General features: G+C 42.3%; 16 protein-coding genes and 1 pseudogene. 13 read left to right on the top strand and 4 right to left on the bottom strand.

The annotated features are described in order from the left end of the window. The first annotated feature begins 103 nt into the window (after nucleotides 1–103). The 7 genes from O3Q51_06075 to O3Q51_06105 all read left to right on the top strand — a co-directional run bounded on the left by O3Q51_06075 (nucleotide 104) and on the right by O3Q51_06105 (nucleotide 7,595). Nucleotides 104–1,075, top strand: coding sequence for an NAD(P)-dependent alcohol dehydrogenase (locus O3Q51_06075; protein MCZ4408367.1), 972 nt, complete (start codon nucleotides 104–106; stop codon nucleotides 1,073–1,075). A gap of 89 nt (nucleotides 1,076–1,164) precedes the next feature. Continuing rightward, on the top strand, nucleotides 1,165–3,807 hold the full coding sequence (locus O3Q51_06080; GenBank protein ID MCZ4408368.1) for a gliding motility-associated C-terminal domain-containing protein: 2,643 nt from the start codon (nucleotides 1,165–1,167) through the stop codon (nucleotides 3,805–3,807). A gap of 88 nt (nucleotides 3,808–3,895) precedes the next feature. Next, nucleotides 3,896–4,510 (top strand): hypothetical protein, encoded by a 615-nt coding sequence (locus O3Q51_06085; protein MCZ4408369.1) that lies wholly within the window; start codon nucleotides 3,896–3,898, stop codon nucleotides 4,508–4,510. Beyond that, the gene (locus tag O3Q51_06090; GenBank protein MCZ4408370.1) at nucleotides 4,507–4,797 is read left to right on the top strand and encodes a transcriptional regulator; all 291 of its coding nucleotides are present in this window, start codon (nucleotides 4,507–4,509) and stop codon (nucleotides 4,795–4,797) included. Before O3Q51_06085 ends, O3Q51_06090 begins: the two co-directional genes overlap by 4 nt. A gap of 52 nt (nucleotides 4,798–4,849) precedes the next feature. Next, entirely contained in the window at nucleotides 4,850–6,205 is a 1,356-nt protein-coding gene (gene creD, locus O3Q51_06095) for a cell envelope integrity protein CreD (GenBank protein ID MCZ4408371.1), read from the top strand. Between the two features lie 13 nt (nucleotides 6,206–6,218). Further along, entirely contained in the window at nucleotides 6,219–6,581 is a 363-nt protein-coding gene (locus O3Q51_06100; protein MCZ4408372.1) for a hypothetical protein, read from the top strand. 228 nt (nucleotides 6,582–6,809) lie between these two features. After that, nucleotides 6,810–7,595, top strand: coding sequence for a DUF3667 domain-containing protein (locus O3Q51_06105; GenBank protein ID MCZ4408373.1), 786 nt, complete (start codon nucleotides 6,810–6,812; stop codon nucleotides 7,593–7,595). Between the two features lie 40 nt (nucleotides 7,596–7,635). On the opposite strand, the gene O3Q51_06110 is transcribed toward O3Q51_06105, so the two are convergent. After that, nucleotides 7,636–8,082, bottom strand: a complete 447-nt coding sequence (locus O3Q51_06110; protein MCZ4408374.1) for a hypothetical protein — start codon at nucleotides 8,080–8,082, stop codon at nucleotides 7,636–7,638. A gap of 226 nt (nucleotides 8,083–8,308) precedes the next feature. Here O3Q51_06110 and O3Q51_06115 point away from each other — a divergent pair, with 226 nt between their 5' ends. From O3Q51_06115 to O3Q51_06125, 3 genes and pseudogenes are all read left to right on the top strand, one after another. Beyond that, complete coding sequence (locus tag O3Q51_06115; protein ID MCZ4408375.1) at nucleotides 8,309–8,728, top strand: hypothetical protein; 420 nt, start codon at nucleotides 8,309–8,311, stop codon at nucleotides 8,726–8,728. Nucleotides 8,729–8,779: 51 nt separating this feature from the next. Further along, a pseudogene (locus O3Q51_06120) lies at nucleotides 8,780–9,390 on the top strand (Pr6Pr family membrane protein). An 84-nt stretch (nucleotides 9,391–9,474) separates the two neighbouring features. Next, the gene (locus tag O3Q51_06125) at nucleotides 9,475–10,317 is read left to right on the top strand and encodes a metallophosphoesterase (protein MCZ4408376.1); all 843 of its coding nucleotides are present in this window, start codon (nucleotides 9,475–9,477) and stop codon (nucleotides 10,315–10,317) included. A 54-nt stretch (nucleotides 10,318–10,371) separates the two neighbouring features. Here O3Q51_06125 and O3Q51_06130 read toward each other — a convergent pair whose 3' ends face one another. The 3 genes from O3Q51_06130 to O3Q51_06140 form a co-directional block, all read right to left on the bottom strand. Then, the gene (locus O3Q51_06130) at nucleotides 10,372–11,688 is read right to left on the bottom strand and encodes an APC family permease (protein MCZ4408377.1); all 1,317 of its coding nucleotides are present in this window, start codon (nucleotides 11,686–11,688) and stop codon (nucleotides 10,372–10,374) included. Between the two features lie 99 nt (nucleotides 11,689–11,787). After that, nucleotides 11,788–16,179, bottom strand: coding sequence for an efflux RND transporter permease subunit (locus tag O3Q51_06135; GenBank protein MCZ4408378.1), 4,392 nt, complete (start codon nucleotides 16,177–16,179; stop codon nucleotides 11,788–11,790). Beyond that, nucleotides 16,180–17,217, bottom strand: a complete 1,038-nt coding sequence (locus O3Q51_06140) for an efflux RND transporter periplasmic adaptor subunit (protein MCZ4408379.1) — start codon at nucleotides 17,215–17,217, stop codon at nucleotides 16,180–16,182. 324 nt (nucleotides 17,218–17,541) lie between these two features. Between O3Q51_06140 and O3Q51_06145 the strand changes: the two genes are divergently transcribed. The 3 genes from O3Q51_06145 to O3Q51_06155 all read left to right on the top strand — a co-directional run bounded on the left by O3Q51_06145 (nucleotide 17,542) and on the right by O3Q51_06155 (nucleotide 21,382). Then, complete coding sequence (locus O3Q51_06145) at nucleotides 17,542–18,747, top strand: DUF418 domain-containing protein (protein MCZ4408380.1); 1,206 nt, start codon at nucleotides 17,542–17,544, stop codon at nucleotides 18,745–18,747. A 30-nt stretch (nucleotides 18,748–18,777) separates the two neighbouring features. Further along, complete coding sequence (locus O3Q51_06150) at nucleotides 18,778–19,470, top strand: TIGR04283 family arsenosugar biosynthesis glycosyltransferase (GenBank protein MCZ4408381.1); 693 nt, start codon at nucleotides 18,778–18,780, stop codon at nucleotides 19,468–19,470. A 124-nt stretch (nucleotides 19,471–19,594) separates the two neighbouring features. After that, entirely contained in the window at nucleotides 19,595–21,382 is a 1,788-nt protein-coding gene (locus tag O3Q51_06155) for a S41 family peptidase (protein ID MCZ4408382.1), read from the top strand. The last annotated feature ends 28 nt before the right edge of the window (nucleotides 21,383–21,410 follow it).

The following is a 21,410-nucleotide window of genomic DNA, read 5'->3' on the forward strand; positions in this document are numbered from 1 at the left end:
GTTTGTTCGGATTTGCAAAAGTGAACCTCCTCGGACAAATTCCGAACGTTGGCGCGCTTTTGCTGAGATAGTTTTGCTTCACAAACCAACAAATACTAATCTCATGAAAGCATTTGAATACGAAAATTACGGATCTCCTGAAGTTCTTAAGATGATCGACGTCGAAATACCAAAACCTAAGAAAGATGAAGTTTTGGTAAAGATGAAAGCTTCGACAGTTACTGCCACTGAAGTGACTTTCCGAAAAGGTGAGCCCTATTTCACCAGACTTTTTACGGGGCTGAGAAGTCCTAAATTAAAGAGGCTAGGAGAGATGGTAGCTGGTATAGTTGAGGAGGTAGGGCCCGATCACAAAGAATTTAAGAAAGGAGATTCCGTATTTGGAATAGCAGGCCCTGACTTCGGTGCCAATGGCGAATATGCTTTAATTGGAAAAAAGGGAGTTCTCGCGCACAAGCCAAGCAGTATGACATTCGATGAGGCAGTCGCAGCTGTAGATGGATTTATGACTGCGCTACCGTTTCTTCGGGATACCGGTGAAATTCAAAAAGGACAATCGATATTGATCAATGGGGCATCAGGTAGCGTTGGATCCGCTGCTGTTCAAATCGCAAAATTCTTCGGTGCGCAAGTAACCGGAGTCTGTAGCGGAAGAAACCGAGCGATAGTGATGGGGCTAGGAGCTGATCACGTCATTGATTACACGACGAATGACTTTACCAAAACAGACGAGACCTATGATATCATTTTCGATACCGTGGGAAACCTCAACTTCGGCAGGACAAAGTCAAACCTAAATGAGAATGGTGTATTCCTCGAAGCGGCTGTTGGGGTGAAAACGTTTGGTTCCGTTCTCAGGACTGCTTTCGGAGGAGGAAAGAAGGCTAGAGTTGCGGCAACGGGTCTTAGGAATCCAAAAGATAAAAAGAAGGATTTGCTACTTCTAAAACAACTCTTGGAGCTGGGGCGTTTCGTTCCTTACATAGATCGTTCATATCACTTCAAAGATTTATCATCAGCTCATGAGTATGTCGATTCAGGTCGAAAAAGGGGAAATGTCGTTTTGATGTATTAAAGAAGTATTAATTGAACCAATTCTAAAGTGTGCGGGGTGATAAGCTCAAGCGAAATTGTATAGCTTTGTATAAGTGTATGTTTGACACCTTGAAATACGTTTTTTCACTTGTGGCAGTAATGCTCTTGTCCTTTGTTTCCCTCGGGCAGGGTTACAACTTAGTTGGAAATAGCACTCAGGCTGCCGGCGATTGTTTTATTCTGACTCAACCAACTCCTTGGCAGAACGGAGCTATTTGGTATGATGAGGCGATAAACATAACTGAGCCTTTCAATTTGCAATTTACGGCGAGCTTTGGAACATTAGACGCGGCTGGAGCTGACGGAATGGTTTTCGTAATGCAGCAAGTCGGGAATGACGTTATCGGTGTGCCTGGCGGTGGAATGGGATTTGAGGGTTTTTCACCTTCTTTGGGAGTAGAGTTTGACTCTTTTCAAAACGTCGGTTTTGGAGATCCTGTCTTCGATCATATGGCCATATCTACCAATGGTAATCCCAATCACAATCTTCCCGGAAATCTCGCAGGGCCTGTTCCTATTTCTCCAACTAGTGGCAATGTGGAGGATGGACAGGAATACATTATTGACATTTCTTGGGAACCTTCCTTAAATCAGTTTACTGTTTCTGTCAATTGTGAGATTCGCCTACAAGTAAATATAAGTCTTCAATTTGCTGTGTTTCCAGGTAATCCAGAAGTATTTTGGGGCTTTACAGGTGCGACGGGTGGGGAGTTCAACGAACAACGAATTTGCCTTGATCCCTTCATTTTGGGTTTGCCCGAGACTTTTGAAGGTTGTGTGAATGAACCCGTTCAATTGGAAGCTCCGCCTGCTGGTTTTGGAACAGTTTCATGGGAGCCTGCAGAGTTTTTGGACGATCCGACTTCATTTAGCCCTATCGCCACTGTGGATGAGGATACTGAGTTTACGCTGACATTTGAAGACCTCTGCGGAAATGTTCAGACTCAGGAAACGATGGTTGTCGTGAGCGATCCATCGATTGATCTGGGCGCTGATATTTCAGGGTGCGAAGGAGATGAAATTATCATTACTGCAATGGGAGACTTCGATGATATAAGTTGGTCTGACGATAGTAATGAGAATACGCTCGACATTAATGATTCAGGCACTTATTGGGCCGATGTGGTGTTAGGTGTTTGCCAAGCGTCAGATACCGTAGAGGTCGAGATCAATTCTTCTCCTACTTATGTCGAAGAAACGAATATCGAACTATGTGAAGGGGAGGAGTATGTCTTTGAAATAGCTCCAGGCTCTTCAGATATCGAATGGTTTGATGGTGCCGATGACGAAACTCGATCTTTTGATCAAGCCGGTACCTATCCCTTCGTTTTGTCTCAAGGGGGCTGTTCCGCTGATTACGAGTTGGAAATTGAGGTAACGGATCTTTCAGGCTTTAATCTCGGCCCTGACATAACTGAGTGCCAGGGAGGCAATGTAATTCTCACTGCATCGGGAACAGCTTTCGAAGATATTGTTTGGTCTGACAATAGTCAATCGAATAATTTAGCTGTGACTGAAACAGGAACTTACTGGGCAGATGTCTTCACGGGTAATTGCGAAGCGTCTGATACTGTCGAAGTATTGTTTAATGCCACACCTGTTTTTAATGGTGAAACCGACGCTGATATTTGTGAGGGCGAAGAATTCACATTTGACTTGGGAGCAGCCAATTATGACATTCTTTGGTTTGATGGCGCAGAAGACGAAACTCGGGTTTTTGATCAAACCGGAGTTTATCCATTTGAATTGATTGATGGCGAGTGTACTACCGATTTTCAAGTAGAAGTTGATGTGACCCTCATTCCAGAGTTTGAATTGGGTCCTGATTTAAACATCTGCGAAGAAACTTCGGTGGTGGTCATTGCGGATGCTCCTGATGCAGAGATCACTTGGAGTGATGGCAGTTCGGGAACTAATATTTCCGTTAGTGAAGCGGGCATCTATTGGGCTTTGGCCAATAACAACGGATGTACTTTCTCAGATACGCTGCTGGTGACCACTTCGCCTGTTCCGAGCTTGGAGCTGTCAGGCATTGAGAGTCTGTGCCCCGGAGAAGAAGGACTACTGACTGCTGTCAGTAATGCACCAATCGTTTGGTCAACAGGGGATTCAGAAGCAGAAATAGTCGTTACCCAGCCTGGACTTTATTCGGTCCTTGCAAGTAATGAAGATGAGTGTAGCACACAAAAAACGATTTTCATTTCAGGATTGAGTTTGCCGAGAATTGATCCCATCGAGGATTTACTAAGGTGTCAAGAAGAGGAGTTTATTTTGGTAAGTGCCGAATCGAGCGACGATATCAATCTTGAATGGAGCGATGGGTCATCAGGTGGCACGGCTAGAATCAAAGAGTTGGGAACAATCACGGTCGAATTGACTAACGAATGCGGAACTACCTCACGATCGTTCCAAGTAGGGGAAGAGGAGTGCTTTGACCTCTTCTTTTTGCCGAATGCCTTTACTCCAGATGGCGACGGTTTGAATGATTTGTACAAACCTGTGATAGACAATTTCCTGACTTATGAACTGCTGATTTATAACCGAAACGGAGAATTGGTTTTTGAATCTAACGATCCTAATGAAGGTTGGAACGGAAGCTTTCAAAATAATGAGTTTTACTGCCCGGCAGGTGTTTATGCCGTTCGCTACTCTATCGATTTTGGTGAGAATGTCTTGAAAGAGGGGTTTGCCACTGTGGTGCTAGTCAGATAAGCCACTTCATCAATTTGCATTATTTGGGAATGAATAATTTAGTTAGATCGGATTATTCAATTTACTTTGTATTTCAAAGTACTTTTAAATGAAGGAATCCTATCTACAAGATCTCAAAGACATCAAGGAGATCATGAACCGATCATCACGGTTTATTTCCCTTAGCGGCTTGTCGGGCATATCAGCTGGAATTTTCGCACTAATCGGAGCGTACTGGGCATACGTTACCGTGTATGATGGTCAAGACTACATGGGTTATCGTGTTGCCTTGCTGTCTTGGAATGTGATTTTTCAACTGCTAATCATTGCTCTTGTCACCATCACTCTTGGAATTGGTTCAGGAATTTACTTTACCACTCGAGAATCTAAAAAGCGGAACGAGAAAATATGGGATGCTCAAACAAAACGACTTCTAATAAATTTCGCCATCCCGATGATAACGGGTGGGATACTTTGCTTGATTTTACTGGTAAAAGGATACGTCGGAGTGATTGCACCGCTCACGCTGATTTTTTACGGTTTGGCACTAGTGAATGCCAGTAAATACACCTTGCCTGAAGTTAGAAGTCTCGGTATGCTTGAAGTTATTTTAGGGCTATTTGCTACCTATTTTATTGGCTATGGACTCCTTTTCTGGGCTATTGGATTCGGGGCACTTCATATAATTTATGGTGTATCAATGCACTTGAAATACAAGTCGTGAAAAGCATCTTAAATAAATTGGATAAGGCATTTGAGAACAAGGTAAGACTTGGGATCATGTCGGCTTTGATGGTCAATGATCACTTGGACTTTAACGCACTTAAGGACTTATTAGGCGTTACTGATGGGAATCTAGCCAGTCACCTAAAGTCGCTCGAAAAAAGTGGCTACACCGAGTTTAGAAAAGACTTTCTCGGGCGCAAGCCCAATACTAAATACATGGTTACTAAAAAAGGTGAAGTGGCCTTTAAACAGCATATAGCAGCAATAGAACAACTCCTGAAATAATTTTTTTATTCATTCACTTTGAAATACAAAGTACTTTTAAATCTGAAATCCAATGACAACTGAAAACACGAACAACAACAACACCAACATCGACAGAGTAGGAAACATGATTAAAGGGTCAATAACCGTGAAACTAATTGTGGTCACCGTATTGATGCTACTTCTTTTGATTCCAACATCGATGGTCAAATCCATAATTCAGGAAAGAGAGCGATTAAATCAAACCGCAACGAATGAAGTAAGTGCGATATGGGCAAAGCAGCAAAGGGTAGAGGGGCCCGTGCTCACCATTCCATTGATCTACGCGCAAAAAATAGGCAAGGATACGGCGGAGACAACTAAGTACTGGCATATTCTCCCCGAAGAGTTAAGGATAAACGGAGATGTAAGTCCTGAAACATTGAAGCGAGGTATTTATGAAGTTGTTGTCTATAAATCGGCACTTGAACTATCAGGAAGATTTGATTTAGGCAGTAAGCCTGATCCCAATCATCTAAAGGAGATACAATACGATAAAGCCTTTCTTACGGTAGGAATAAATGATTTGCGAGGAGTTAAAAACGACATAAAGGTAAACTGGAATGGGCGTAAGCTCGACACAGATCCAGGTTCTAAAGTGTCGGAGATGACAAATTCCGGTATCACTGTTTATTTACCCGAGATAAACAAAGAGGAGCAGAAGTCGTACGATTTTGACTTTGATTTGGCGCTTCAAGGCAGTGGCAACCTATCTTTTGTTCCGCTTGGAAGCAGGACTGAAGTTCAAGTCAGTTCTCCATGGTCAGCTCCTTCGTTTCAAGGAAGTTTCCTACCCACCACTCGAGAAGTGACTGATGACGGTTTTGAGGCATCATGGACAGTTCTGGAGCTCAATCGAAATTTCCCTCAATCGTGGATAGGATCAGGAAACTTCGGGCTTTTCAATGAATCCGCTTTTGGGGTCGATTTTATTCTCCCTTTGGACGACTATCAGAAATCGTTTAGATCGGCCAAATATGCTGTGTTGGTTATCTCGCTTACATTCCTTCTCTTCTTCCTCGTGGAGGTCACTAATAAGCAACGAATTCACCCATTTCAATATGCTCTGGTAGGTTTAGCCTTGTGTCTGTTTTATGTTCTCCTCGTTTCTATTTCCGAGCATATTGATTTCAATCTGGCCTATGGAATTTCAACCATCGGCATTGTAGGGATGATCTCACTTTACTCCATTAGTGTTTTCAAAAAGATAAAACTTTCTGCTGTCTTGTTCACCATCTTAACGGCTCTCTATGGCTTCTTATTCGTGACATTACAATTGTCTGACTACGCTTTGCTCTTGGGAAGCATCGGACTTAGTGTAATCTTAGGATTAACGATGTACTTCACCAGGAATATTAATTGGTACCAAAGGACAGTAGCGACCAAATAAAGAATTGAGAACCATGATTCAAGGAAATTTTGAAAGAAATATGCGGTATTGGAGATGGTATCGTACACTTACCTTTAAGAATGTATTGGGCTTAGCCTTTCTGCTGGAAGGACTGGGAGTTCTTCTTCTACCGCTCTCAATTACATCTTGCCTTACCGAGCAATATCTATTGTCTTACATAGGATTTTCAGTATTGGTGGTACTCTATGTTGCCATCGTCTTGGCGATAATAGACAAGTTAACATTCTCATTGAAGCTATTATTTGCAATTCCGATAGTATTGGTAGCATTGGTTTATATTGCCTTATCTACTTTTATTCTTTCGATTGAAGTGTTGCCCGAGTTATTTAACTACCCAAGCTCCCTCCGTTTCTAGATCTTAGAATCTTAAAGTGAAAGCAAGCCCTGAAGAACATCTCTTCAGGGCTTTTTTTCCACCTCATTGATTATTCTAGCCTGAAATTCGGTTATTTTTTGAAATTAAACAGAAATGTATTATCGATTATTTGCTTATCTACTTGATTGTCATTTAAATTGTCTGGAATAACACGTTAAACAGAGTACAAGAGCAAAAATCCTCGCCAAAATTTCATCCGATCCAAGAATGAATTGTAAAAACTGTCAAACCTCACTCGAAGAATCTGATGACTACTGCAGCCACTGCGGTGGCCGAGTTATTAGAAATCGCTTGACGCTGAAAAGTCTCTTTCACCATATCAACGAGACATTTTTCAATTTCGACAATAAGTTGCTACGTACATTCTTAGGTCTATTCACAAAGCCCGAAGATGTGATAGTAGGATACATCGACGGCACGCGCAAAAAGTATGTTGATGTCGTGGCATACTTTGCTTTGGCAATAACGCTTTCAGGACTTCAATTATTCGTATTGTCACGGCTGGATATTGACATGTCAAGCGCATGGGATACCAGCACAGAAGTTGGAAAGCAGCAGCAAGCATTTACAGAAGCCATTTACAAGTATACTTCTGATTATCAATCCTTGGTAATGATGATGTATATTCCATTCTATGCTTTACTCGCAAAGTTGATATTTCGGAAATACAAGAAGTTCAATTACACTGAGCTCCTAGTCGTTTTTCTCTACACCCAAGCTCATATTTCGATAGCCTCAGTGCTTTTACTTCCCTTAATCGGCTTAATTGATTTTATTTCGTTCACCGGCTATGGAATGTTGGTTTTGTTGTTTCAGTTTGGATATTTCGTTTATGCACTCAAGCGAGTCTATGGGCTAACGGTGATGCAGATTTTCTTGAGAACGTTGCTTTTTTTACTCATCATGCTTCTGCTATTTGTCGTTGCCACAGTTATTATGGCAGCTGTAATGTACCAAATGGGTATGTTCGATAAGCTTAAGGATACTGCCTAGCCTCTGTAGCTCATCGAACAAAGATTTTAATCCAAAATATTTAGCAACCTCCCTCAAGAATCAACTCATGGCGAGGAAGTCGATAGGCTCTGTCAACGGTCATAATCAGCAACACGTCGCCATAATCGAACTTTCCCTGCAGTTCCTCCAAATCAATTTCGTGATACACTTTCTCCGAAAGCATCCAGACGGTATTGGTGTCGTAATCTTTTAGTCCAATCATAAAACCCAGTGCTTTGCCCTCGATCGGTTTATTGGTTTTACGGTCTACGGCATTTACTGTCACCTTACCTCTGAGTTGTAAGACCTTCAACGGGTTCTTTTTTGATTCACCATCCCACAATGGCACTCCTTCAAAAAGTATGGCCGCGTAATTAGTGTAGAGTACTTCAGCCTTTGGCGGGATAAAATCCGTCCAAGAGTTTTGTGCTTTCGCCTGAAGGCAGAGACATAAAAGTGAGAAGATGACGATTTTAGAAGCAGTCATTTTGTTTCGCGTTTTATCGTTAACTGCAACGAATTTGACGATTTCATTCCGTACTGACTAGAATAGATGGTAAAACCATGTAAACGAATTGTAAAAGCTCGAATACTGATATAAATCAGGTGATTCCATTAGATGAAAAATCACTTTTCACTTATCTTTCCACCTGAGAAAACAATAATCCAAATCTCAAATTCAATATCAACTCCAACCTAATCAATTGAACAATATGAATTTTAAAACCGAAGTCAATCCCGGAGAAGTAAAAGTCTTTTTTAATGAACCCGCCGCAGGTAAAATTTCATTTACCGAATTAGGTCTTAAGGATGAAGACCTAAATTTTGATGGTGGTTTTGCGCGAATTGTTTTTGATTTTGAAAACATCGGTGAGCATCATTACTACCAAGTTCCCACGGTGGAACTTTCATATTCTCAAGAAACACGAGGAACACATTGGCAATGCGATTTCAACAAGACAACTGTTTTGGATAAGAATGACAACCGTGGCCGTTCTAGCGTAATCATGCTCGATCGAACAAAATTGGCAGAGTTGGAGCATCATCATAAAAATGCCATGGTCATTCACGCTGAGTTTACCGATAAGGTGCAAGTATTGGCTGCCGATTCCAGCGTAAACTTCTTCAACTAAAACAATTTAGCACTTTGAAGTTTTTCTTTATTTGCAAGAGATTTTTTGAAAATGAGAAAACTTCTGGCTATTTCCCTTACCATTATCGGTTGGTCTACCTTCTTCATTAGACTTGTACTTCGCTTGCAAACGGAAGAAGTAGAGCCGATCGAATCATTCATACAATACTTCAGCTATTTTACGATTCTGACCAATTTACTGGTCACCATCTACTTTACCAATGAGCTTGTAAAAGGGAAAGGCATCGGGCTATTTAAGCAGCAGTCGACCATTTTTTCGCTGACAGTATTTATTTTGATCGTAGGAGTGGTTTATCATATTGCCTTGAAGCCAATATGGAATCCTAAAGGTTTCACAATGGTTCTCAGCGAAATCCACCATACGATTGTGCCGCTGGGCACACTTATCTATTGGCTCTTTTTCAAAGCACAATACCGTGTCGATTTAAGTCAATGCTGCTCTGGCTGATCTATCCTTTGGTCTACATCTCCTTTGTGATCTGGCGAGGAGGTCTTTCAGGGTTTTATCCCTATCCGTTCCTAAACGTTGGTGAACTAGGCTTCAATCAGGTTTTGATCAACTCAGCAGGATTGCTCGGAGTGATGGTAGCAGGGATGGGTGTTATTTGGTTGCTGGGGAAAGGCATCACCAAGATGAGTTAGTTTCGATTCTCTCTATTAACAGAATTTGGTTTCACCCATTGCAACTTGAGTTGAAGCTCGGCGTTCATTTTTTAAATCGGAAAGATGAACAGGAGGAAATTTCTCAAAAGATCGGCAATAGGAGCAGTAGGAGTGGGCTTCCTCGGCGGAATGTACACATGGCAAGTCGAGCCGTTTTGGCTGGAGTTTGTGAAGGTGAGGATGCCGATAACCAATTTACCCGATCAGCTAGTCGGTAAAACACTGCTTCAGATTAGTGACATTCACGTGGGCAATCGATTCGATTACAACTACCTCATAGATTCATTTAAGAAAGCACAAGCCATGAGTCCCGATTATGTGGTGTACACAGGCGATTATGTGAGCTATGAAAACGAAGAGCAGTTTACTCAGTTGAAAACTGTGATGGAACATGCAGTTCGTGGAAGTACTGGCACCTTTGGTGTTCTGGGAAATCACGATTACGGAGAGAAGTGGTCGGAGCAACCCGTGGCAAACGAAATCACTGCCATAATGGAAGGAGCGGGTGTTGAAATCTTGAGCAATGATCAAGCGAAAGTGGGTGGACTTAACATCATTGGATTCGATGACTACTGGTCGCTCAATTTCGCGCCATACGAAGTGATGAACCAATACGACTCTTCAAAAGCGAATATTGTCTTGTGTCACAATCCCGACGTATGCGATCTGGATGTTTGGAAAGATCATCAAGGCTGGATTTTGTCAGGACATACCCACGGCGGTCAATGCAAACCACCATTTCTCGATCCACCCATAATTCCTGTAAGAAATGATCGCTACACTGCTGGTGAAATTGACTTGCACGATGGGCGCAGACTTTATATCAATCGCGCGCTGGGTCATTTGCGGCAAGTACGTTTTAATGTAAGGCCAGAGATTACCATATTTGAACTTCAACAGGCTTAAGAAGACTTTTTCCGAGAGAGATTTAGCTGGCACCATCGAAGATTGGGCGAAAACTTATTCATCTTTCGATGAATTTTCTAGGGCTGTGTCTTTTCTACTTTTGTTGATCTTATGAATTACAAATTCTAAGACAGTACTTAACAGGATCATAATTGCAACCCCTATAAGGAGGCGAGAACGCTCAGCTTCGTCGGCAGAGTAGAAGAAGAGTAGTACTATTCCCATGTTTAGCAATACAGCCGCAAGAAGAGGAACTGTTTTAGCCTCGGTCGTTTTTCGAATACGGAAATGACCAATATGGATGGCAGTAGTGACGATTAGGTTGGCGATACTTCCAAGAATGGCAATAGTCGTTAGATCCACAAAAAGAGCCAGAGCAATAGTGAGAACAGCAATGATCACCAATCCGTCGGTTCCTTGCTTCCAGATTCGCTTTACGAAGGTTTTGGTCAAATCGCCATAGGCTGATTCATCTTCCGACATACGGAGCAATGCAAAGATATTGGCATTGATTGCGCTAGAGGTGGAGAGGAGGGCAGTGATAGCCATAATTGAAAATCCTATCTTACCGAAGGCGGGTAAGGCTGCTTGTGCCAGGGCCGTTTCTTTAGAAACCATGACCTCGTCGGGAGTCATATTTCCAAATACAACTAAGGCTAAACCAACATAGAGTACTGTGGTGAAACCAATTGCCAATAAAATAGCCTTCATCAAATCCTTCTTCGGATTGGCCATGTCTCCCGCTGTGGTAGTGATTACCGCGAATCCCGTAAAAGCAAAATAAGTGATGGCAAGGCTCCCGAAAATACTCTGTGAGCCTGGATAAGTGGCAGGTGCGAAGCTATACCAATCGGCATAAGTGAGCCCGGCGATCATAAACACGGTGAGGATAATTACTTTGATTACGACGATGATCCCTTCTGCTTTACTTACCACACTGCTTCCTATAAAGTTTAGGAATATGAAAATGCAGATTACCCCGACGGTTAATGCATCAGCTGCGTAGACGCTCCCTTCCAGATGGAAAACAGAAACCGCATAATTCCCAAAGGTTTTGGCTACCATCGCTAATCCGATCAACATGGAAACCATAAACAGCATGGAGGCCGTAGCCGACTTTGAATTGTTTCCCAAACCTCTGTGTAAGTATTCAATGATACCTCCCGAACTGGGAAAACGAGCACCAATCTTGCCATAAGAATAGCCCGAAAGAAGGGCGATAACCCCAGCGATTAAAAACGATAGGTAAGTGGCCGAACCCGCCATTGCACCTGCTTCGCCTAGCAGTGTAAAAATTCCTGCGCCTATCATTGAGCCTACACCCAGAGCTGCAGCAGAGAAAACGCTTATTCTATTTTTTGGATTGGACATAGTAGTATTTGCGTTATCCTAAGACATCATACGATGTGAGCTGAATTGTAGAATCCATTTTTTTGGATGAATGCAATGCTGACGTCAATTTCGAAAATCTCATTCGTTAAGACCTAGCAGTGCTTTTAATTCAAATTGCTTGATAATAATATTGGCCTTGGCGCGAGTAAGAGTGGTAAGACTTTCGAGGTTTTTCTTTTGAACTTCAGAGTAGTCATTGTAAGCCAATAATCCATTTTTAAACGCATCCGTTTTTATGCGTAGTTCTTCCTGGCGAAAGTCGTAGGCACGATTTGCAGTATTCAGAAGATTAAGAGAATTTCTTAATTCTAAAACTTTCGTTTGGATATCAATTTCGGCTGATTGCTTTGACTGCTCAAGCTGCAGGCCAGCCTGCTTGAGCTGAATATCGGCCTGTTTTACATCCATTTGTTGTTTACCCCACTGAAGAATAGGCCAGCTCAAGGTTGCTCCAACGAAAACATTGTTTCTCGGAACGATGGGTAAATTCTCCAAGTAGAATCCTTGGGCTGTAAAAGTCAAATCAGGGATAAGCTGGTTCTTGTAGTAGCTCACACCACTCTGCGCCAGTCTCTCGGTAAGCTGGGCATTTTTAAACTGATAATTATTGAGCACCAAACTGTCATCAGCAGCTAGAAACAAGAGGTTCTGAATAGCAACGGTATCAATTGGAATATCCGTAGCTGACCATATGGAGTCGCTTTTGAAACTAAGTATTTGATTGAGCTTCATAAGGTAAGTCGCTCGATCAATCTTGGCCTGTTCTATTTGCGTTTTCTTATCCAATAAGTCTGCAGTAAGCCCTAGTTCATAGAGCTTTAAAACTTCACCTTCTTTAATGGCACTTTCTGCTTGCCTCAGTTGTTCTGAGACCAAATCAGACTGAGCCGTCATGTTCTCAATTTTCATGGATTCAATGACCATCCCTGCGTATAGCTTGGCGACGGCTTCTTTGATCTTACTCGAAACCTCGTTGTATTGATTTTCGAGAATTGACTTTTCGTCTTCTTTTACATCTGACGCAGCATTGACTTTAAAAATTTGTGTGATAGGCTGATAGATACCCAGATTGGCCATCCCAATAAAACGGTTGCTCTCGGGGATAGTAAACTCCGTTCCCAAGCCAATGGGCGAAATACCTCCAATCAGTGGTAGATCGGTTATGGATATTTCCACGTCGGTGGTTCTTTCAGAATTGTAGTACCAAAAATAGCCACCGTCTAAATTAACCTTGGGTAAAAAATTGGTTCGGACCTGATCGATTTCGATTTGCTTTTTTTCGATTTCCATCTGAAGCAATTGCAAGTCCTTGTCTTCTTCCTGTGCAATTAGGATGCATTCTTCTATACTAATTTCCTGAGCCTTGGCTGGAATAGAAACAACAAAAAGTAGGACAGTTGTTGCCACGACTTTTGCTGAAATACCTTTGGAAACCTTACCGAATTTCCAATACAGCACTGGAATAACCAGTAGTGTCATTACCATTGAGAATATGAGCCCAACTGCAAGGACAGTGGCCAAAGGAGCCCACAATGGTGAGCCTGAAATGATCATGGGGGTTACCCCAATCGCTGCGGCCATTGTTGTTAAGAAGATTGGTCTGATTCGTCTCTTGCCCGCATTTATTGCGGCAGTTTTCATGTCCATGTTTTGGGTTTTTACCAATTCATTTGCATAATCTACCAGTATGATGGAGTTTCTCACCGAGACTCCGATAAGGCTTGCCAAACCTACAAAAGCCGTGAATCCGAAAGGATATCCCGTAATGTAAAGACCGAAGAAGGCTCCGAAAATACTCAGTGGAATGGCGGCCAGAACAATGAATACTTGATTCAAGTATTTGAACTGAATAAGAATGACAATGAAGATGATGAAAACGCTGTAAAGAATAACCTGATTCATCTCAGCAAAGGTCTCTCTTTGGCTCTCGTCTTCTCCTCCTACACTCATAGTATACCCCGCAGGAAGTTCAAACGCTGAAAGCTTATCGTCGATTGAACTGAGAATAGTTGAGGGCAGAACAGTGCTTGCCGCTTGTGACTGAACGGTTAGCGTGTGCACACCGTTTCTTCTTAGAATATTGGATGCTTCCCATTCTGTTTCAATTTCAGCTAGCTCACTTAAGGGTACGCTTGCTCCGCTGATGGGCGAGGTTAAGTAAAAGTTGCGCATACCGTCTATAGACTTTGACTGTGCCACACCATCTTGAATGATGATGCTCAAAGGATTGTCTCCTTCATAGATCTCTCCAACCGGCAGTCCTTGATAGGCTACCGCTAATTCGCGCGAAATGGCACCATCCGAAAAACCTAGCTGGTTCGCAGCAGACCGATTCGTCTCAACCCGAATCGTTGGTCTGTTTTCATAAAAATCAGAAACGACATGAGATGAATTGGTCGCATTGGAAAGGATTGATTTCAAGCTATCCCCTATGGCTTGCAGGGTAAGTAGGTCGGGGCCTGAAAGCCTCAATTCTACCGGTGCTCCTACCGTTGATCCCTGTTGCATTTTCTTAACGATAACATCCATTTCAGGAAACTGAGCTCCAATTGACTCCTCTAGGTCGAGAACCATAGACTCGGTATCGTCTATACTATGCGTATTTATTAAGATTTGAGCCTGATTTGACTGTGGGAATTTGGCGGCATAGTTATAATAGAACCGAGGTGCTGATGTTCCTACGAAAGATGCGTAGTCTTCAATCCGTTCATCATCTTTAATGTAATTTTCAACCTTTTTGACGTAACCATCCATTTGATTGATAGATGTCCCTTCAATCGCACGTAATTCAAGAACGAATTGATCTCTTTCCGCCGCAGGGAATAGCTTTTGATTGAGGAGCAGAAATACACCCCCACCTGCAATGACTGAGATCAAAGCAAAACCGAAAATCAAACCAGGTTTTCTAAAGGAGAAGTCGAGCGCTTTGTCAAATCCAATCTGAAGATAATCCAGAAAGCTCTTTCGACTGCTGGCTTTTTTCTTCAGGCCACCCTTGATGAACGTATAGCATAGATAGGGCGTGAGAAACATGGCCACTACAAATGAGGCATTTATCGCAATCGCCACCGTAATTGGTAAGGACTGTATGAATTCGCCCACGTAACCGGTAAGAAACAGGAGAGGAGCGAAGGCACCAACGATCGTAAGTCCTGCTGTAAACATGGGGATCTTAAGCTGATCTGCTGATTTCCATGCCGCTGAATAATTATCCATGCCTTCATCTAGTTTCTCAACGTAATTATCGGCAATCACGACTGCGTCGTCCACCAGCATTCCCAGCACTACAATGAGCGACGCGAGAGAAACTTGTTGAAGCTGAATTCCCACTCCGTCCAGAATGGTAAAAGTTAAGGCCACCGTCACTGGAATGGCAGCTGCAGCAATTATTGCCACACGGAACGGTAGCAATAAGAGAATCACTACCACCACGGCTATGATCGCTATGAAAAACTCACGTATAAAATCATTGATACTCTCAGAAACATTCTGTGGTTGGTTTACAATTTCTACGATCTCTACATCATCTGGGATCTCTGATTTAAAACCATCAATTACACTCTCGACCTCTTTCCCAAAATCCACTATGTTGAAACCATTCTGCATTTCGAGCGACATCAGTACGCTTGAGGTGCCATTGACTCTGATGAATTGTTTCGGTTCTTCATATCCGCGTTCAATGGTCGCGACAGAAGCCAAATTAATCGCACCGCCGAGTGGATTCACTCCAATAATTTGGTTCCTTAAATCCTCAATATTCTCAAAGCGATTAGGATTTCTAACATTTAAGGTCATGCCGTCCGAAGTCACTTTGCCGGAAGGAAACACGGTATTGTCTCCCTTGATAGCTGCTAATACTTGCGGTAAAAAGATTTTATACTCACTCAATTTTTGGTTGTCAATATTGACGAAGAAACATTCCTTTTCGGCGCCTATCTTTTTGATCTTTGAAAGTGATCTTATGGCCCTCAACCGATCACCGAGTTCTTCCAGATATGTTTCTAATTCGCGGCTATCTCTCTTGTCGCTTTGGAAGCTAATCAACAGCGCAATGGTGTCGCCAAAATCTGATTCGACAATCGGGCCCACCAGTCCAATCGGAAGTTCAGTTAGTTTCAACAGATTGAGTCTATGTTGGAGTTTGGACCAAAAGAGATCAGCATTGGTTACGAAAGACTCAAGCTCTACAACGATGTAGAGCACACCTTGTCTGGAATTTGCGTAGGTTTTTTCTTTTCGTACCTCTTCGTATGAAAATAGAATTCGCTCAATTTCTTCTGTCACCTCATTATCCATTTGCGAAGCAGATGCTCCGGGATAGGCGGCAACAATGAGGCCTTGTCGAATATTGAACTTAGGGTCTTCTCGCCTTGGCATTGTAAGCAAGGCGTATATCCCGAAAGCAAAAATGAGGAATGTAATACTCAGTACAACCTGTTTGTTGTCGAGTGCATTTTTGATAAAAGACATCTATTCAACTTTTATGGGTGTACCATCCAATAAATCAATGGGAGGGTTGACTATAAGTTCATCTCCCGGGTTTAAGCCAGTAGCCAGAATAGCGTTATCACCAACAATCCTCTCTGGCACCACTCTTTGCTTTCTGGCAATTCCGTCGCGGTTTACAAATACAAATTTCAACCCGTTGGGATCTGACTTTACATTGGAAACAGGAACTTGAATCACGGAATCCGTTGCGTGCTCCTTGACTTGTACGTTACAAAGCATGCCGTCTTTCAATTTCAGGTCTTGATTGATTATGGCAACAGAGGCTTCGTAGGTTCTCGTAAGCCTTGAGGCAGATGGGCTAATCTTATAAATCGTTCCATACAAGGTGTCTCGAATTGCAGGGATCTCAATGGTGCATGAATCATTGAGGTCAACCAAGTAAATGCTCTTTTCAGGGATTCCCACCTTAGCATAGACAGATTCGGCATTGATTACGGAAATCACAGGCTGCCCTTGCTCAACCCCGCTGCCTTTGCGGGCCCATATGCGTTGTACTATACCGTCAATCGGCGACTTTATTTCAGTGTAGGATCTCTTGTTTTGATAAAGCTTGTAGTTGGCCTGTGCCTCAGCTCTTAATAGTTTGATTTTTTCATATTCTGCTTCCGGTAAGCTTCCTGAAGCATACATATTCGACAGTCGATCATATTGATCATTTGCTTCGTCAAGCTTTGACTTGGCAATGCTTAGCGCCTGATCATAGTCAATGGGATTTAGCTTTGCTAAATTTTGCCCTTCCTTTATTTCATCCCCTTCTTTTACCAGAATATCGGAAATCTTGCCGGGCACTAAAAAGGAAAGCTCGTGCTGAGAAGAGGCCGTGATTTCTCCGGATAGATTCATCACAGGATGCACACCCTGTACTTTTACAATCTTCGATTTTACTACTACATCGGCTTTTACCGGCTCAGGACTATTCCCACAACTTTGGAGTAATATGAAGAACAGTGTGATACCGCAAACGTTGGTGCGAATTGGTTTCTTTGGGATAAGAGGCATTCTAATAAGGCTAATTGTAACTATTGGCTAAACTTAGTGAAAATACTACCCTTACGACAAGTGAATGAGCAGTATGGTTCAGAGAATGATCCATATATAAACACAAAAAACTCTAGATATAAATCTAAACTCAGAATAATTGCGCTTAATCGACCTTTGAGAGTCTAAAATGAATTCGTGTCATCACTTGTGTAAGACATTCCATTCAGGTGAAAAAAAAATGTCGGCGCAAAGGTTCATTGCCTTATTGATTGATTCTTTGCACCATTGACTGATTTAAATTCACAAAAAAGTAGCTTCGTAGCGAAAAAACATCCACGAATTTTGGCAAATAATAGTTTGATTAATCCAACCTCTCGACAAAACAGAATCCAAGAACTCGACATCTTCCGAGGCTTTGCCATATTCGGGATTTTCATGGTGAATATTTTGGTGATGGATATCTCATTTGTCTATCGCGGTGAATGGGTGACAGAACAAACAGGTTGGATTCAAGACATTCCAAGGTTCATTTTGGAAGAGCTTTTCTTTGGCAAGTTCTTTACCATTTTCTCTTTCCTATTCGGAGCAGGCGTGGCCCTTCAGATTTCTAAAGCCAAGGAAAAAGGAAGCTTTTCAAATTTATTTTTCGTCAGGAGATTTTTCAGTCTTTTTGTATTTGGGGTAGCGCACATCCTTTTTATTTGGTCGGGCGATATTCTCCACATCTATGGTGCTTTGGGGTTTCTCCTTCTCGCATTTTTCAGGCTCAAGGCAAAGAGTCTTATTTGGATTGCTTCGATAATCTTCCTCTTTCCATTTTATTTCCAACTCGTTGAGTGGTTGATCAATAATCAGTTGGGGTTTGATCACATGGCACCTTTGGCTGATTTTTCAAGAGAGCAACTGGCAGAGCTGAAGCACAATGGATCCTACCTCAGTGGCATTTCATTGCGGTTGAAGGAATACTCCTTTGTGATGATCTACGTTTATGCCGCTATGATTCCTGCTGCTCTTGCCATGATGCTGTTGGGTGGAGCTTTCGTGAAAAAAGGAATGCTAAACAATTTGACAATGTGGGTTCGAAAGGGCAGGATTATCATGCCTGCTGCCTTTGTTTTCTTTCTGGCCTACCGCCTCATTCTTCTCTATTACGTCAAACCCAATTTTGACGTCACACCTGGTTCAGGTTTGGCCACTTTTTTAATGACCATTTATTATTTGGCAGACCTGATTATCTCCCTTTGCTATTTATGGTTCTTAGCTCTTGTCCTCCAACATCCTTTTCCACGAAAGCTCCTTCAACCGCTGGCAAATGTGGGGCGAATGGCGCTTTCCAATTACATTCTCCAAAGTCTTCTGGGCTATTTTATCATGAGGACGTTTAATAGATATGATACATTGAGTATTGCAGAATGCGTGCTGATCGTTATTGTGATTTTCTCCTTGCAAATAATCATAAGCAAGTGGTGGTTGAGTCGGTTCAAATTCGGGCCGTTGGAATGGCTTTGGAGGTGCATATCTTATTGGAAAATTCTCCCAATTCGGTAGCGAGTAAATTTGTAGTTGCAATACTTCCGAATGAACCAAGCGCAAATCTCAATTATCATTCCCGTGCTCAATGAGGCCTCAACCATTGAGAAGATTGTCAAATTCCTTTTCGAAGTAGTACTACAGGAGATGGTTGCGGAGATTATTCTGGTAGATGGCGGTAGCACGGATGGTTCTCTCGAGATGATGCGTAAAATAGGTGGGGTGGTTGTTGTACAATCCGAAAAAGGCAGAGCGCTGCAATTGAACGCGGGTGCTGCTATTGCGAAAGGTGAGATCCTGTATTTTCTTCACGCCGATTCATTTCCACCCAAAGGGTTTGAGCAAATGATTGTGCAGTCCAAAGCCGAATCGGGATGCTTCAGACTCAGGTTTGATCCAGCCAATTCTCTCTGGCTTAGACTGGCTCCTTGGTTTACAAAATTTGACTCGTTCTTATTTAGGGGTGGAGATCAGTCACTATTCATCGAAAGAGAAGTGTTTGAGTCTCTCGGAGGTTTTGATGAGCGTTACAAAATCTATGAAGATGTGGAGTTTATCAACCGCATTAAGAGAAAGCATGACTTTGAAATTCTTAATGATTATGTGGTTACATCGAGCCGCCGATTTCAGGAGAATGGAACTATGAGACTATACTTTCACTTTGCGGTTATTCACCTGAAAGCGCTGATGGGGAAGGATCCAGCCTCACTTTCTGTGTATTACGAGAATCACATAAAATGATCTGCGAGATAGCTTAAATCTGAAAATTCAAGCAAAACTCTTACAATCTCGATTTTAATAGTTTGAAAATAAAGTTTGTTAAGTGGATTGGCCAAGTACCAATAAAGACTGCATCTTTAGCACCATGAGCTCCACAACAAATTTACGAACGAAATCTACAATCGTCCTCTTATTTGTCTTTTCCATTTTCTCTAGCCTAGTCTGTCTGGCTCAACCCAATCACCAAGAGATTCGAGAAGACCTCTCAGAAATACTCAATGACATCGAGCAGAATTACATCTATCTGCAAGACAAGAAGGTGGATTTGGAATGTATAAAGGCATTTTACTTTTCGCAGATTGAAAGAATTAAGTCTGAAGAAGAAACCGTCTTGTTCTTTGAGTACCTCCTGGACGAGTTTTATGACAATCATTTGATGTTGATGACCAACAGGAGTTCGTCATATCGCCTTTTTGCACCGATTTATCTCTCGATGCAGAATGATCGCGCCGTGGTATCGAGTTTATGGCTCTCTCAAAGCAGTGGTTTTGTGCAAGAGCTTTTGGGAGCGGAACTCGTGGCATTTAACGGGGTTACTCTCGATCAACAGATTATTGATTTCCCAACGCATTGCCAAGACAAGGATGATCCTGAAGTGCGCGAATGGATAGTCAATAAAATCATTTCAGGGAGGTACAATAAGCCTAGAATACTAACCCTTAAAATGTCTGATGGAACCATATTCTACTTTGATTTGGATCGTGTGAAATTCAATGAGGATAAAAACTTATTAAGCCATACCATCAAAGAAGACATTGGTATCATCCGAATAAATAATTCCCTAGGAAGGGATGAAGTGATCAATGCTTTCGATGCAGCGTTGGATTCGCTTTGGGATACCAAAGGGTTGATTATCGACTTGAGAAATACACTCTCCGGAGGAGATACCTACGAGGCTCGTGGCATTATGAGTCGTTTTGTTGACGAACCCAGTCCTTACCAGCGTCATTCTTTTTTCGAAACAGGAGAAACCACTCCAGCGGTGGAGCGCTACTTCATAGAATATGTTACCCCCAGAGGTATTCAATACAAAAAACCTGTCGTGATTTTAGTTGGCCGCTGGACGGGAAGCATGGGTGAAGGGATGGCTATCGGTTTTGAAGGGATGGGTAGAGCCAAAGTTGTCGGGAGCGAAATGAGGCGCTTGGCAGGTGAGGTGTACAACTTTGGCTTTAAGCACCAATCATACGGATACAAAATCTCTACTGCCAAGCTATTTCATATCAACGGTACTATCAGAGAATCATATGTGCCTGTGAATTATGTTTCACAAACGAGCCTTTCAACTGACGAAGTGCTCGATGCTGGAATAGAGTTGATTCTGAAAGAAAATCTCAATCCCGACAGCCTTTTAGCTGAAGAATTGGAAATGCTGGGTATTCAGGATCAGATGCTCAGAAAACTTCTTCCTGAGACTGAAGAGCTTTTTGGACGTGACTCCAGAGAGTATAAACACATGTGGGCATTGATCGATCAACAAGACAGTATCTGTACCAAGAAGCTACTGACTATTTTGGAAGATGAAGGATGGGTCGGCAAAAGCAGAGTTGGACCCGAGGCCAATCAGGCCATTTGGCTAATCATCCAACATGCGTCACTTCCAACACAAGAAAAATATCTGCCCCTTTTGATCGCTTCTGTTCGAGAAGGTGAATCGGAAGGCTGGCAGTTGGCCTACCTCCAAGATCGCGTTTCAGTCAGGAAGGGAGAAAAGCAAGTTTATGGCACCCAGGCATTGTGGGATGATGAGCTTAAGAAAAATGTGATTCAGCCGATTCGCGATGTGAAGAATGTAAATGAGCGAAGGTCTGAAATAGGTCTTGACTCTATTGAAGAGCACGCCGCATCCAATGGATATCTATTTGATCAATAGCAGTATTCTCTAACACAATAGTCTCGAT

This window comes from Cryomorphaceae bacterium 1068, assembly GCA_027214385.1.
Lineage (GTDB): Bacteria > Bacteroidota > Bacteroidia > Flavobacteriales_D > Cryomorphaceae > JAKVAV01.

What these genes read in the sequence shown, in the direction of transcription:
- O3Q51_06155 (MCZ4408382.1), top strand. Translation starts at nt 19,595, where the DNA reads ATGAGCTCCACAACAAATTTACGAACGAAATCTACAATCGTCCTCTTA.
- O3Q51_06110 (MCZ4408374.1), bottom strand. Translation starts at nt 8,082, where the DNA reads ATGACTGCTTCTAAAATCGTCATCTTCTCACTTTTATGTCTCTGCCTT.
- O3Q51_06135 (MCZ4408378.1), bottom strand. Translation starts at nt 16,179, where the DNA reads ATGTCTTTTATCAAAAATGCACTCGACAACAAACAGGTTGTACTGAGT.
- O3Q51_06105 (MCZ4408373.1), top strand. Translation starts at nt 6,810, where the DNA reads ATGAATTGTAAAAACTGTCAAACCTCACTCGAAGAATCTGATGACTAC.
- creD (MCZ4408371.1), top strand. Translation starts at nt 4,850, where the DNA reads ATGACAACTGAAAACACGAACAACAACAACACCAACATCGACAGAGTA.
- O3Q51_06075 (MCZ4408367.1), top strand. Translation starts at nt 104, where the DNA reads ATGAAAGCATTTGAATACGAAAATTACGGATCTCCTGAAGTTCTTAAG.
- O3Q51_06140 (MCZ4408379.1), bottom strand. Translation starts at nt 17,217, where the DNA reads ATGCCTCTTATCCCAAAGAAACCAATTCGCACCAACGTTTGCGGTATC.
- O3Q51_06125 (MCZ4408376.1), top strand. Translation starts at nt 9,475, where the DNA reads ATGAACAGGAGGAAATTTCTCAAAAGATCGGCAATAGGAGCAGTAGGA.
- O3Q51_06100 (MCZ4408372.1), top strand. Translation starts at nt 6,219, where the DNA reads ATGATTCAAGGAAATTTTGAAAGAAATATGCGGTATTGGAGATGGTAT.
- O3Q51_06115 (MCZ4408375.1), top strand. Translation starts at nt 8,309, where the DNA reads ATGAATTTTAAAACCGAAGTCAATCCCGGAGAAGTAAAAGTCTTTTTT.
- O3Q51_06150 (MCZ4408381.1), top strand. Translation starts at nt 18,778, where the DNA reads ATGAACCAAGCGCAAATCTCAATTATCATTCCCGTGCTCAATGAGGCC.
- O3Q51_06085 (MCZ4408369.1), top strand. Translation starts at nt 3,896, where the DNA reads ATGAAGGAATCCTATCTACAAGATCTCAAAGACATCAAGGAGATCATG.
- O3Q51_06130 (MCZ4408377.1), bottom strand. Translation starts at nt 11,688, where the DNA reads ATGTCCAATCCAAAAAATAGAATAAGCGTTTTCTCTGCTGCAGCTCTG.